Annotated in this window: 11 protein-coding genes; 3 read left to right on the forward strand and 8 right to left on the reverse strand. The window is 63.0% G+C overall.

Going from position 1 to position 11,940, the window contains the following annotated elements; translation table 11 throughout:
- Positions 1 to 164 precede the first annotated feature (164 nt).
- Both algB and ACQ4OD_RS23570 read left to right on the forward strand, forming a co-directional pair.
- Positions 165 to 1,511: a sigma-54-dependent response regulator transcription factor AlgB gene (gene algB, locus ACQ4OD_RS23565; RefSeq protein ID WP_430945020.1), complete on the forward strand. Its 1,347-nt coding sequence runs from the start codon at positions 165 to 167 to the stop codon at positions 1,509 to 1,511.
- Positions 1,508 to 3,286, forward strand: a complete 1,779-nt coding sequence (locus ACQ4OD_RS23570) for a KinB sensor domain-containing domain (protein ID WP_102683022.1) — start codon at positions 1,508 to 1,510, stop codon at positions 3,284 to 3,286. Before algB ends, ACQ4OD_RS23570 begins: the two co-directional genes overlap by 4 nt.
- A gap of 27 nt (positions 3,287 to 3,313) precedes the next feature.
- Here the strand turns inward: ACQ4OD_RS23570 and ACQ4OD_RS23575 are convergent, their stop codons facing one another.
- The 8 genes from ACQ4OD_RS23575 to ACQ4OD_RS23610 form a co-directional block, all read right to left on the reverse strand.
- On the reverse strand, positions 3,314 to 4,933 hold the full coding sequence (locus tag ACQ4OD_RS23575; protein WP_102683021.1) for an EAL domain-containing protein: 1,620 nt from the start codon (positions 4,931 to 4,933) through the stop codon (positions 3,314 to 3,316).
- Positions 4,934 to 5,043: 110 nt separating this feature from the next.
- On the reverse strand, positions 5,044 to 5,820 hold the full coding sequence (locus tag ACQ4OD_RS23580) for an N-acetylmuramoyl-L-alanine amidase (RefSeq protein WP_198755725.1): 777 nt from the start codon (positions 5,818 to 5,820) through the stop codon (positions 5,044 to 5,046).
- A gap of 66 nt (positions 5,821 to 5,886) precedes the next feature.
- Positions 5,887 to 6,357 (reverse strand): hypothetical protein, encoded by a 471-nt coding sequence (locus ACQ4OD_RS23585; protein ID WP_139674599.1) that lies wholly within the window; start codon positions 6,355 to 6,357, stop codon positions 5,887 to 5,889.
- Between the two features lie 30 nt (positions 6,358 to 6,387).
- The gene (locus ACQ4OD_RS23590; protein WP_430945021.1) at positions 6,388 to 8,388 is read right to left on the reverse strand and encodes a diguanylate cyclase; all 2,001 of its coding nucleotides are present in this window, start codon (positions 8,386 to 8,388) and stop codon (positions 6,388 to 6,390) included.
- A gap of 96 nt (positions 8,389 to 8,484) precedes the next feature.
- Complete coding sequence (locus ACQ4OD_RS23595) at positions 8,485 to 9,339, reverse strand: endonuclease/exonuclease/phosphatase family protein (RefSeq protein WP_046853623.1); 855 nt, start codon at positions 9,337 to 9,339, stop codon at positions 8,485 to 8,487.
- Positions 9,340 to 9,351: 12 nt separating this feature from the next.
- Entirely contained in the window at positions 9,352 to 9,984 is a 633-nt protein-coding gene (gene dsbA / locus ACQ4OD_RS23600) for a thiol:disulfide interchange protein DsbA (protein WP_102683017.1), read from the reverse strand.
- A gap of 165 nt (positions 9,985 to 10,149) precedes the next feature.
- Positions 10,150 to 10,767 carry a c-type cytochrome gene (locus ACQ4OD_RS23605; RefSeq protein WP_102683016.1) on the reverse strand — a complete coding sequence of 206 codons (618 nt, stop codon included), beginning with the start codon at positions 10,765 to 10,767 and terminating at the stop codon, positions 10,150 to 10,152.
- 31 nt (positions 10,768 to 10,798) lie between these two features.
- Positions 10,799 to 11,101, reverse strand: a complete 303-nt coding sequence (locus ACQ4OD_RS23610) for a c-type cytochrome (RefSeq protein WP_031314666.1) — start codon at positions 11,099 to 11,101, stop codon at positions 10,799 to 10,801.
- A gap of 208 nt (positions 11,102 to 11,309) precedes the next feature.
- On the opposite strand from ACQ4OD_RS23610, the gene yihA reads away from it, so the two are divergent.
- Positions 11,310 to 11,940: ribosome biogenesis GTP-binding protein YihA/YsxC (gene yihA, locus ACQ4OD_RS23615; RefSeq protein WP_023629403.1), on the forward strand; the 631-nt coding region annotated here is incomplete at its 3' end.

Genomic DNA, 11,940 nt, shown 5'->3' on the forward strand with positions numbered 1-11,940 from the left:
ACATGCCAACTATTTACCCACAATCAACTTCAGATTTATCAGCTACTTAGCCATCATGAAGGCATGCGGCTAGCATGCATGGGACAGAATCAATCAGAATCGACCATGCAACTTGCCCGATTTTTCCGACACTAATTGAGATCAATCCCAAAGGAGCGCAGGAAATGGAATCAGCCCAGGACAACCAAGGCCGCATTCTGCTGGTGGACGACGAGTCCGCCATCCTGCGTACCTTCCGCTATTGCCTCGAGGACGAGGGCTATAGCGTGGCGACCGCCAACAGCGCCGCCCAGGCTGAGACCCTGCTGCAGCGCCAGGTGTTCGACCTGTGTTTCCTCGACCTGCGCCTGGGCGAGGACAACGGCCTGGACGTATTGGCGCAAATGCGCATCCAGGCGCCGTGGATGCGGGTGGTCATCGTCACCGCCCACTCGGCCATCGATACCGCAGTGGACGCGATCCAGGCCGGGGCCGCCGATTACCTGGTCAAGCCTTGCAGCCCCGACCAATTGCGCCTGGCCACGGCCAAGCAGCTGGAAGTGCGCCAGCTGTCGGCGCGACTGGAGGCACTCGAAGGGGAAGTACGCAAGCCCAAGGACGGCCTGGACTCTCACAGCCCGGCGATGATGGCGGTACTGGAAACGGCCCGCCAGGTGGCGACCACCGATGCCAACATTCTCATCCTCGGTGAGTCCGGTACCGGCAAGGGCGAACTGGCCCGCGCCATACATGGCTGGAGCAAGCGCGCACGCAAGGCCTGCGTGACCATCAACTGCCCGTCGTTGAACGCCGAGCTGATGGAAAGCGAGCTGTTCGGACACACCCGTGGCGCCTTCACCGGTGCCAGCGAAAGTACCCTGGGACGGGTCAGCCAGGCAGATGGCGGCACCCTGTTCCTTGATGAGATCGGTGATTTTCCCCTCACCTTGCAACCAAAATTGCTGCGCTTCATCCAGGACAAGGAGTACGAGCGGGTCGGTGACCCGGTCACGCGACGGGCAGATGTACGGATCCTCGCGGCCACCAACCTCAACCTCGACGAGATGGTGCGCGAGAACCGTTTCCGCGAGGACTTGTTGTACCGGCTGAACGTGATCACCTTGCACCTGCCACCCCTGCGCGAGCGCAGTGAAGACATCCTGACCCTGGCCGACCGTTTCCTGGCGCGCTTCGTCAAGGAGTACTCGCGCCCGGCCCGTGGCTTCAGCGACGAAGCGCGCTCCGCGCTGCTCAACTACCGCTGGCCGGGCAACATCCGCGAACTGCGCAACGTGATCGAGCGCGCCAGCATCATCTGCCCACAGGAACGTGTGGAGATCAGCCACCTGGGCATGGCTGAACAACCCGTCGGCAATGCGCCGCGGGTCGGTGCGGCGCTGAGCCTGGACGAGCTGGAGCGCGCCCATATCGGCGCGGTACTGGCCACCAGCGACACCCTCGACCAGGCCGCCAAGACCTTGGGCATCGACGCCTCCACGCTGTACCGCAAGCGCAAGCAGTACAACCTATGAAATGGCCGATGAAGCTGCGCACGCGGCTGTTCCTGAGCATCTCGGCGCTGGTCACCGTGGCCTTGCTGGGCTTGCTGCTGGGGTTGTTCAGTGTGCTGCAGATGGCAGCGCTGCAGCAGCGCGTGGTGCAGGACACCACCGAGACCCTCGAGCTGGGCCTGAAACTGCGGCAGAACCTTGGCGAACAACTGAATCTCATCCTCGACGAGGACACCGCCCCAAGCACCCTCGTCACCTTGCAGGAGCAGTTCCAGGCCCTGCTCAAGCAGGGGCTGGAGCAGGGCGGCGAACGCACCGGCTTCAGCAAGGCCGCCAGCAACTACCAGGCGTTCGTCCAGGCCTATCGACAGAGCCCCGCGCCCGCCCGCAGCATGGGGGTGGACCAGCCCCTTGGCGCCACCTTCAACCAGGTGCGCGCCGATCTGCTGGACTCACATCGCCAAGCCCTTGAACACATCACCCGAACCGAGAAGTCATCGCGCGATCACGCCTTGCTCATCAGTGGCCTGCTCGGGTTGATGGGCCTCACCGTGCTGGTGCTCGGCTTCATCACCGCGCACAACATCGCCCGCCGCTTCGGCCAACCGATCGAGGCGCTGGCCAAGGCCGCCGACCAGGTCGGCCAGGGCAACTTCGACGTCACCCTGCCGGTGACCCAGGCCACCGAGCTCAACCTGCTGACCCGCCGCTTCGGCCTGATGGCCGACGCCCTGCGCAAGCACCAGGCCACCAATGTCGATGAGCTGCAGGCTGGCCAGCAGCGCCTGCAAGCGGTACTGGATAGCATCGACGACGGCCTGCTGATCATCGATCGCCAAGGGCGCCTGGAGCACCTCAACCCGGTGGCCCAGCGCCAGCTGGGCTGGGACCCGAGCCGCCTGGGCGTAAGCCTGGCCGAAGCCCTGCAACGCCCCGAACTGGAACAACAGCTGCGCCAGGTGCTGCGCGGTGGCAGCCTGGACCGACTGCCGGAAGACCTGAGCCTTGAGGTGGATGAAGAGACCAGGCTGCTGACCTATAGCCTGACGCCGGTCAGCCACCCCGAAGGACCTATTCTCGGCGCGGTGATGGTGTTGCACGATGTCACCGAACAACGCGCCTTCGAACGGGTACGCAGCGAGTTCGTACTGCGTGCTTCCCACGAGCTGCGCACTCCCGTCACGGGCATGCACATGGCGTTCGGGCTGTTGCGCGAACGTGTCAGCTTCCCGCCCGACGCGCGGGAGAACGACCTCCTCGAAACCATTGCCGAGGAAATGCAGCGCCTCACCCAATTGATCAACGACCTGCTCAACTTTTCCCGCTATCAGAGCGGCTTGCAAAAGCTCGAACTGGCCCCCTGCTCATTGGAGGAACTGTTCGAGCGCGCCCAGGCGCGTTTCGTCGAACAAGCCTCGGGCAAGCAGATCGAGATTATCCGCGAGCTGGAGCCACCGCTGCCACGCATTCAGGCCGATGTCGCGCAGCTCGACCGGGTGCTCGACAACCTGCTGCACAACGCCATTCGCCACACCGGCAGCGGCGGGCGTATCCGCCTGCATGCACGGCGGCATGCCGAGCGGGTGATCATCAGCGTCGAGGATAACGGCGAGGGTATCGCCTATGGTCAGCAGGGGCGGATCTTCGAGCCGTTCGTGCAGGTCGGGCGCAAGAAGGGCGGGGCAGGGTTGGGCCTGGCGCTGTGCAAGGAGATCGTCCAGCTGCATGGCGGGCGGATGGGCGTGTTCTCACGGCCGGGGCAGGGGACGCAGTTCTACATGGCACTGCCGGTTTGACGTGGCCCCCTTCAGGGTGCGCCAACCTCAAGGCTCATCATCGATCCTCCGCCCAGCCACGCGCCGTCCGCGGGTAATCAACTCGGCAAACTGGCGGGCATTCAGGGGATGGGCGAACAGCCACCCTTGCCCGTAGTTGACCCCCTCGCTGTTGAGCAGCACCGCCTGGTCCTCGCACTCGATGCCTTCGGCGATCACCCGCAGGTGCAGGTCGTGGGCCATGCGGATGATATGCGGCGCCACGCCGCTGCTGGCGGCGTCATGGCCCAAGGCATCAATGAACGACTTGTCGATCTTCAGGCAGTCCACCGGCAGAGTCTGCAGGTAGGCGAGGCTGCAATAGCCAGTGCCGAAGTCATCGATCAGCACCTGGTGCCCGACAGCGCGCAGGGCCTGCAGGTTGTCCCGCGCCACCACCACATCGATCAGCCCCCGCTCGGTCACCTCGAAGGCGATCTGGCTGGGGGCTACACGATGGTGCGCCAGCAACCGCGCCGCCACCCGGCCTATACGCGGCGCCATGACGTCGCAGGCCGCCAAGTTGACCGAGATATAGAGCTGGCGGTTGGCCCGCAGCAACTGCCCCAGCTGTTCGAGCACCCGTTGCAGGACGAAGTCGGTGATCTGTCGAATCTGGCCGGTGTTCTCTGCCAGGGGGATGAACAGCTCGGGGCTGGTCAGGCTGCCGTCCGGGCGGCGCCAGCGAACCAGGGCCTCGGCACCGACACAGCGGCGGCTGTCCAGTTCGAAGATCGGCTGGTACAGCACCTGCAGCTCGCCGCGGCGCAGCGCATGCTGCAGCTCCGAGCTCATCGAGCGGCGTTGCAGGATCAGTTGCAGCACCAGCCAGCCGATACAGCCGGCCAACACCAGGCTGCCGGGGAACAGCAACCAGAGCAGGCCATTGAGCTTCAGTGGCAGGCTCGCCCGCGGTGCGATCAGCACCAACTGGTAGTCCGGTGATTTGGTGGACATGCGATAGACCAGGCGGTCGGGCAGCTCGATCAAGGATTTGCCCTGCGCAGGTGGCCATTCGGTGGTCGGCGGCCAGGGTTGCGTCGGGCCCAGCACGGGGATGGCCCGGGTACCCCGATCCAGCACCACCAGCAGGCTGCCACCGGGCGGCAGGTCGACGACGTCGGTGAGGTGGCCACGGGAGGTGGAGACGACGAAGCGGCCACGGCCCAGCATCAGGGCCGCGAGATTCTCGTTGGGTTCAGTGGTGGTATTGAGCCAGTAGCTGTAGGTCGGCCCTTGGATATCCGGGCTGCGCAAGGGCTCGATGATCCGCTCGTCGCCGCGGTTGGAGCAGGCCCGCGTACCCTCCACATAGGACGCTTCATAGATGAACCGCGACTTCAGCGCCACCTGTTGCAGTTGCGTCAGCATCAGCGCATCACAGCCGCGCAGGGGCTGCGCCTGAAGCTGGTCCACAGCCTCGCGCAATTGGCCGAACACCTGCTCCAGGCGCTCGAGGAAACGCTCGCCCTGGGCATTCATCTGCGCGCTTTCACTTTGTTTCATCTGTTGCAAGGCAACGTTGACGCTGATCGCCAGCAACAGCCCGGCACTGGCCAACGCCGCGAGCGCGGCTAAAAGCCAGGGGCGGTGGAAAAATTGACGCACCGTAGCGAAGAGGGCAAGCATGCGTGGCATCCAGTTGAATACCAAAGGTATAGCAACGGAATCAAAGCTTGGCGCAGCCGCTGGGCATGTGAATTGGCCCGCTTGCGCGCCAAGCGTCCGAAAAGTTCGGGTCAGCGCTTGCGGTTAAGCACCTGCAACATCGCGGCGGTCTGTGCATCCGGCGTGCCATCGAACAGCCGCGGGCGGAAACGCATCTGGAAGGCCGCGATCACATGCCGGGTGGCCACGTCCAGTTCACCGGTCTGGTCGATGGCATAGCCAAAGCGCGACAGTTGCTGCTGGTACCAGCTGATGCTTGGCGGGTTGACCTCGAAAAAGGCCTGTTGCCGCGCCACCGCAGCGCTATCCGGCCAGACACCCAGGCCGGCCTCGGCCAAACGCTTCCAGGGGAACAGCGGGCCCGGATCGAGCTTGCGCAGCGGGGCGATGTCGCTATGGCCGATGATGTGGCGCGGGTCGATATTGTTGCGCTTGACGATATCCTTGAGCAGAGCGATCAGCGCTTGCACCTGGGCTTCGCTGTAAGGGTGCCAGACACGCCCGGTCGGCGTGTCCGTGTAGCCCTCGTTGACGATCTCGATGCCGATGGAGCTGGAATTGAGCCAGGTGCGCCCCTGCCACTGGCTATCCCCTGCGTGCCAGGCGCGGCGGTTCTCGTCTACCAGTTGATAGACAGTGGCCGGGCCGTCGCCGATAAGGTAATGGCTGCTGACCTCGCCGTGGGTCAGCAGGGCGAGGGAGCGCTCCAGCGACGCGTTGGTGTAGTGCACGACGACGAACTGGATGCGGCTGTCCTGATTGGCCGAGGGGTGGCTGCGGTCGATACGCAGGCCACTGGAACAGCCTGCCAGGACCAGCAGGAGCAAGGCAGTGATGAGTGTTTTCATTGCAGGGAGCACGCCATGATGAGCCGACAACAGCGCTACAGTATAACGTGCTCCAAGCCTTGCGCCTCAGCGAACGCACATCAACTGAAACGCCATCGAGTTATCGCCGGAAGGTCCCTTGAGGTCCACCAACTGCGTAGCGACCCTCACCATCTCCACTGAAGGCTTGCCGATCACTTTGCCCTGCCCGTGTAAAAGCCGCTCATAAGTCCCGACATCTATGGGCGACATGCTGCAGAACGCCGGATCGCTTTGGGTGATTTTTGAGTCAAGAAGCAGGGTGTATTCAGTCATGTAGTCCTTCTGCACGACCCGTTTGACCTCAGTGATCCATGTGGGCGACTGATTCAAAATCGTGCCTTTGTGACTGATGTGTGCGGTAAACAGTACCTGCTCGGCAAACGCCAGGTTGTGAAACGCCAGCGTCATCAAGGACGCCATCAACAAACGAGAGATTTTCATGATCAGTACTTCGCAAGACGGAAATGAATAGGAGGTTTCTGGCTGAAGTTCCAGCCTTCCGTCACGCAGTTTCATTCAGGGCAACGCCCCACAAGCGGTAGTTACTTATGCCTGCTCGACGCGATTACGCCCCTTGTCCTTCGCCCGGTACAAGGCTTCGTCCGCGCGCTTGAGCACTTGGTCGCCGCGCTCGCCGGCGCGGAAGGCACTCAGGCCGATGGACGTAGTGATCACCACTCGTTCGCCCTTGAAGTGGAATGGGCAGGCTTCGATCGCCGCACGCAGTGCCTCGACCACCTGCGCTGCGGCGGGCGGCGAGGTTTGCGGCAACAGCAGGACGAATTCCTCACCACCGAAGCGGGCGATGAAGTCACCGCCACGCAGGCGTTTGCGCAGCTGGTCGGCGACGATCTTGAGCACTTTGTCGCCCGCCAGGTGGCCGTAGCCGTCGTTGATGCGCTTGAAATGATCGAGGTCAAGGATGGCCATCGCCAGATGGCCGCCGTTTTCTTGCCAGTCGAGTACTTCCTGTTCGACTCGCTCCGACCAGGCCGCACGATTGGGCAGGCCGGTCAGCGGATCGATCATCGCTTTCTGCCGCTGCTCTTCAAGGTGCTCGCGGTAACCCAGTGCCTCCTGCTCCATGCTCGCCACACGTTCGGCCAATCCGTGCAGGCGACCAGCCAGCTCATGCTCACGGCGGTCACGCTCGTGCTGGTGAGCATCCATGGTCACCAACAGGCCTTCGAGGCGGTTCTCCAGGATATGCTTGAGGCTGTCGACATCGGCAGCCCCCTGCACACTGCTCTGCAAGCCATCGACCTGCTCGCGCAGCTGGCTGTCGAGCTCTCGGGCGGCGGAGCTGTTGTCGGCATGGCCGGCGCTGGCTTCGTGCAGGTGGCTCTGGAAGGTTTCCAGGCGCTCGTTGAGCTGCTGCAGGTAAGCCTCGAACTCATGCTGGCCGCTGTCGGTGATCGCCAGCATGAGCACGGCCAGGTCATCCAGTACCGGGATCAGCTCGTACCAGTTCAGCCCCCGCGAAACCCGTTCGCGCATCTCCAGGGCCTGGGCCTTGTGGCGCTCGGGCAGGCTCAGGTCGTCGAGCAGGCCGATCAGCGTCTGCTCGATATGGGCGGCAACCTGGCTGTAGGGCGGCTCGACCGCATCGGGCAGGGCATAGGGGCCATCATCGACGGTGACCAGCTCCGCCACTGTGTCCGGTTCATCCGTTGCGGCTTGCTCCGACTCGATGACAGTCAAAGGCTCGGGTACAGGTTCGGCAACCGCGGCCACCGATGGCTCGGCTTCGGGATGCGGATCGGCAACGACCAACGGCGTGGTTTCAACCAGCGCCGGGCCGGGTAATTCGATTTCCGCTTCAGGCAGCTCGACGGGCACCGTTTCATCCACTGCCTGTGCCGCTTCGGGCAAGGCCTGAGGGACAGGGGCCAGGGCGTGCAGCTCGTCGGCATCCCTGGGCTGTGGCTCAGGTACGATGACCGGGGCTGCAGCGGCTGGCTGGGGTGCGGGCGACGTCGCCTCGATGGCAACAGGTGCGGTCGTCAACTCCCCTTGGGGCTCGTCACGGCCACCAAACAGGCGCTGAAGGAACCCGGGGCGAGCTTCATCATCGGGCTTTTGCACAGCATCCAGGGCGCGCCCCTGCAAACCACTGAGCTCGCCCAGCAAGGGCGGTAGCTCGCGGGACTGGCTGACGCCACCGTCGAGCTTCTTCGCCAGCTTTTTCAACGGACGTGCCACATCGCCCGGCAGGGGCAAGGTCTGCAACTGGGTAACCAGCGCGGTCAGCGCCTCGCTAACCTGGTTCATGCGAGTTTCGCGGCGCTGCTCGGAGTCGAGCACGGCTTTTTCCAGGCGCGGAATCAGCCCGGCGAGGCCGGCGTCCATATTGTCGCTGCGGATGACCTCGCGCATTTCCTTCATGCACTGGTCCACGATCTTGTCGCTACCTTCCGCCGCCAGGGTGCTGCGCACCAGGCCACGACGCAGCAGGTCGAGGCGGGCTTCCCAGCGCCGCTCGAGCTTTTCCTGCTGCTCGATGCTCTTGAGGTATTTTTCTTTCCAGCGCTCGGCTTCTTCGGTCATGCCTGGATCCGCAACGGGTAGTGGCATCTAGTCCTGCAATCACTGGATTTCGGCGGAAAAGCCCAACACTTGAGTGCAGGATTCGCCCAGGCAGGACTAACTCAGGACCGGCAGCGTATCCACAGTCAGGGCATCAGGCAATCGGATCTCGACGGCGACGGGCAGGTGATCGGAAATTGGCTGTGCCAATACCTCGACACGCTCCAGTGTCAGGCTCGGGCTGAGCAGGATGTGGTCAAGGCAGCGCTGGGGACGCCAGCTGGGAAAAGTGGCCTCGACCTGAGGAGCGACAAGCCCGAGATCCCGCAAGGGCGAATGGTCAAGCAGGTCGTTGGCGTGGGTGTTCATGTCACCCATGAGGATCTGGTGGCGATAGCCACCGATCAGCTCGCGGATATAGGCCAGCTGGCGGGCGCGCGTCTTGGAGCCGAGCGCCAGGTGCATCATCACCACGATCAAAGCGTCGGCACCTTCGCCGAAACGCACGAGGATCGCCCCTCGCCCAGAGGGGCCGGGCAGGGGATGGTCTTCCAGGTGCTGGGGTTTGAGGCGGCTGAGCACACCGTTGCTGTGCTGGGCAAAACGCCCCAGGTTGCGATTGAGCTGCTGGTACCAGTAGGGGAAGGCCCCCAGCTGGGCCAGGTGCTCCACCTGGTTGACGAAGCCGGAGCGCAGGCTGCCACCATCGGCTTCCTGCAAGGCCACCAGGTCGAAGTCGTTGAGCAGGTCGCCGATCTTCTGCAGGTTGCCGGCTCGCCCGTTGTGCGGCAGCAAGTGCTGCCAACTGCGGGTCACGTAGTGGCGATAGCGCTCGGTACTGATACCGACCTGGATATTGAAACTGAGCAGCCGCAGGCGACCATCGGCCGGCAGGCCGCTGGCCTGCAGGTGATGTTCGTTGACCTGCGGCTGGTGCAGGCCGACGCTTCGGGTTGAGCGAAAGCGGCCCATGGCATTCGCCGCTTACTTAGCGGCGCGCTCCTTGGCGATCAGCTGGTCGGCGACGTTCAGCACGCCTTCCGGACCACCGGCGGTACCCAGGTCGAAGCGGTACTTGCCGTTGACCACCAGGCTCGGTACGCCAGTGATTTCGTACTTCTTGGCCAGCTCTTTGGCCTGATTGACCTGACCCTTGATGGCGAAGGAGTTGAAGGTGGCGAGGAACTTGTCCTTGTCCACGCCCTGGGTGGCCAGGAAGTCGGCCATCTCCTCAGGTTTGGTCAGGCGCATGCGCTTGTTCTGGATGGCGTCGAACACCGCGTTGTGGACATTGTGCTCAACACCCATGGCTTCGAGGGTGAGGAACATCTGGCCGTGGGCATCCCAGGGGCCACCGAACATGGCCGGCACACGCTTGAAATTGACGTCCTTGGGCAGCTTGTCGACCCAAGGGTTGATGGTCGGTTCGAAGTGGTAGCAGTGCGGACAGCCATACCAGAACAGCTCGACGACCTCGATCTTGCCTGGCACCGACACCGGCACGGGGTTGCTCAGCTCGATATATTCCTTGCCGGCCACAGGCTCCGCAGCCTGGACGGCGGCCATACCGAATACGCTGGCGGCGACCAGCGCAGCGCTGAGAATCAGTTTACGCATGCTTTACTCCTGAGCAGTCTTTGGTCGCCTCGACGCGACCTGGGTAGGACAGGTCGGGAAGGGCTCGAGTTCTGTAGTGTAACGGCTACGGACAGAAAAAAGGGCAGCGCGGGCTGCCCTTTTCATCTTTAGCGCTGAAGCATTAACCGAGTGTTAACGCGTATTTCAGTGCAGGCCCTGAATGTAGCTGGACAGCGCTTCGATGTCCTTGTTGCTGAGCTTGCCGGCGATGGTGCGCATGGTCATGGCGTCGCCGTCGTTGGTGCGGTTGCCTTCGCGGAAGTCGGTCAGCTGCTTGCTGACGTACTGCGCGTGCTGGCCACTGAGGTGCGGGAACTTCGCCAGGGCGATGCCTGCGCCGTTGGGGGAATGGCAACCGGTGCAGGCCGGCATGCCTTTCTCCAGGTTGCCGCCGTTGAACAAGGCACGACCACGCTCGACGAGCTTCGGATCGGCGGCACCCACGCTGCCTTTCTGGCTAGCGAAATAAGCGGCGATGTCGGCCAGGTCCTGTTCGTTGAAATTGGCCAGCATGCCGGTCATCTCAAGCACGGTACGCTTGCCGTCCTTGATGTCGTGCAACTGCTTGTTCAGGTAGGGCTCACCTTGGCCGGCGAGCTTCGGGAAATTCGGTGCCAGGCTGTTGCCGTCCGGGTTGTGACAGGCCCCACAGACAGCTGTCTTGGCCTGGCCGGCGGCGGCATCGCCTTTGATGGGTCCCGCAGCAGTTGCCGCACCTGCGACCCCCATGGTCAACAGCAGACTCACGACTAGTTTGTTCATCAGCTAATCCAACACGGCTAAGGGTGAAATGTTATGTATCGGGACTGCCGCTCATCCAAAGGATGACCAAACGGTAGTCCTCGGCACTGCAGTCCATGCACAATCCACGCGGCGGCATAGCCTTGAAACCCTGTGTAACATGCACCACCAGTTGCGCCATGCCTTGCGCCAGCCTTGGCTCCCAGGCCGCCCGGTCACCGCTTCTGGGTGCCTGGGGCAGTTGTCCGGCGTGACAGGCCGCGCACGTGCGGTTGTACAACGCCTCGGGATCCTGTGTAGCCTGTGCGCTGAAAAACGGCAGGAACATACCGACAGCAAGCAGCCATTTCGCCATGCGAAACGACCTGACAGGGTTGGGGGCCGCGCTGCGTTCTGTTGCGCGAGCTATTGTTCGACACCCCATGCTCAATTGCCTTCGCTGGGCGAATGAGCACACAAAAACTGGGGCATTATATACTTCCGCCAGCCAAACGGAAACGACACCGCTTGCCAGGCCTGGTCCTACGCCTCCAGCGCTGGGCAACACCCACATCGGAAATCCCATGCAAGTCAAGAACCCCATCCTCGGCCTCTGCCAGAAAGCCAAATTCGCCCTCAGCGCCGCCAAGGTCGAACAATGCCCCGAAGACCAGGGTTACGAGGTGGCTTTCGCCGGCCGTTCCAACGCCGGTAAATCCAGCGCCCTCAACACCCTGACCCACGCCAGCCTGGCGCGTACCTCGAAGACCCCCGGCCGCACCCAGCTGCTGAATTTCTTCAGTCTGGACGATGAACGGCGTTTGGTCGACCTGCCGGGCTACGGTTATGCAAAAGTGCCGATTCCGCTCAAGCAGCACTGGCAGAAACACCTGGAAGCCTACCTGGGCAGCCGCGAGTGCCTGCGCGGGATCATCCTGATGATGGACACCCGCCATCCGATGACCGACTTCGACAAGATGATGCTCGACTGGGCCAAGGCCAGCGGCATGCCGATGCACATCCTGCTGACCAAGGCCGACAAGCTGACCCACGGCGCGGGCAAGAACACCTTGCTCAAGGTGCAGTCGGAGATTCGCAAGGGCTGGGGCGACACCGCGACCATCCAGCTGTTTTCGGCGCCCAAGCGCCTGGGCCTGGAAGAGGCCTATCGCGTGCTGGCGGACTGGATGGAGCTGGAAGACAAGCCGGCTGTCT

The organism is Pseudomonas sp. WC1, assembly GCF_050586565.1.
Taxonomy (GTDB): domain Bacteria; phylum Pseudomonadota; class Gammaproteobacteria; order Pseudomonadales; family Pseudomonadaceae; genus Aquipseudomonas.

What these genes read in the sequence shown, in the direction of transcription:
- algB (WP_430945020.1), top strand. Translation starts at nt 165, where the DNA reads ATGGAATCAGCCCAGGACAACCAAGGCCGCATTCTGCTGGTGGACGAC.
- ACQ4OD_RS23570 (WP_102683022.1), top strand. Translation starts at nt 1,508, where the DNA reads ATGAAATGGCCGATGAAGCTGCGCACGCGGCTGTTCCTGAGCATCTCG.
- ACQ4OD_RS23575 (WP_102683021.1), bottom strand. Translation starts at nt 4,933, where the DNA reads ATGCTTGCCCTCTTCGCTACGGTGCGTCAATTTTTCCACCGCCCCTGG.
- ACQ4OD_RS23580 (WP_198755725.1), bottom strand. Translation starts at nt 5,820, where the DNA reads ATGAAAACACTCATCACTGCCTTGCTCCTGCTGGTCCTGGCAGGCTGT.
- ACQ4OD_RS23585 (WP_139674599.1), bottom strand. Translation starts at nt 6,357, where the DNA reads ATGAAACTGCGTGACGGAAGGCTGGAACTTCAGCCAGAAACCTCCTAT.
- ACQ4OD_RS23590 (WP_430945021.1), bottom strand. Translation starts at nt 8,388, where the DNA reads ATGACCGAAGAAGCCGAGCGCTGGAAAGAAAAATACCTCAAGAGCATC.
- ACQ4OD_RS23595 (WP_046853623.1), bottom strand. Translation starts at nt 9,339, where the DNA reads ATGGGCCGCTTTCGCTCAACCCGAAGCGTCGGCCTGCACCAGCCGCAG.
- dsbA (WP_102683017.1), bottom strand. Translation starts at nt 9,984, where the DNA reads ATGCGTAAACTGATTCTCAGCGCTGCGCTGGTCGCCGCCAGCGTATTC.
- ACQ4OD_RS23605 (WP_102683016.1), bottom strand. Translation starts at nt 10,767, where the DNA reads ATGAACAAACTAGTCGTGAGTCTGCTGTTGACCATGGGGGTCGCAGGT.
- ACQ4OD_RS23610 (WP_031314666.1), bottom strand. Translation starts at nt 11,101, where the DNA reads ATGGCGAAATGGCTGCTTGCTGTCGGTATGTTCCTGCCGTTTTTCAGC.